Below are 597 nucleotides of genomic sequence, written 5' to 3'. Positions count from 1 at the left end.
GGGCAGGGGCTGCCAGCGGCCGGCGAGGCGGCCTTCCAGGGCGGGCATGGTGGTGTATTCGAGTTCGTCGAGGCCGAGGCGGCGCGGTTCGAAGGGGCCGTGGCGGCGCAGGTAGTCCATGACCTCCTTGGCCTGCGCGCGGGCCCGGTCGAAGGCGGGATCGTCGAACATGTCGCGCGGGCCGAGGAGCCGGCCACCGGTGATCTGGAAGCCGAGGCAGACCACCCGGGGCGGCCCGTCGAACCGGGACGGGTGCGCGTGGGCGACCGGGACTGGCATGAGGGGCGCGTGGTGGGAGCCGCGCATGCTGCCGCCGACGGTGTAGGCCAACACGAACGGCTCCAGCGCCTCGCCGATCGAGGGCAGCCCGGACTGGCAGCGCACGATCATCACCGGGTCGTCCTTGCCGACATACTTCCCGGCGATCAGGGACAGCCGCTGAGTGCTCGTCGCGGCCGCCGGCTCGTCCAACGTCTTGGAGGTGACGCTGTGCAGGACGTAGCGGGCCGGCGCACCGATGTACATGAGCAGGTCATACATGTCGGCCGGACAGTCGAACACGATCCGCTTCTCCTGGTACAGGTCGTAGACCTCGAA

1 protein-coding gene is annotated in these 597 nt (G+C 70.2%); it reads right to left on the bottom strand.

The window, feature by feature from the left end; translation table 11 throughout:
* Window positions 1-597, bottom strand: a 597-nt coding sequence (locus tag AC08OV_RS11515; protein ID WP_476619643.1) for a fructose 1,6-bisphosphatase, incomplete at both ends; no start/stop codon positions are given.

It is taken from the genome of Frankia sp. CeTa3Moorea (assembly GCF_978021225.1).
The sequence above is the reverse complement of the archived record's forward strand: the minus strand, read 5'-3'. Positions and strand labels throughout refer to the sequence as shown.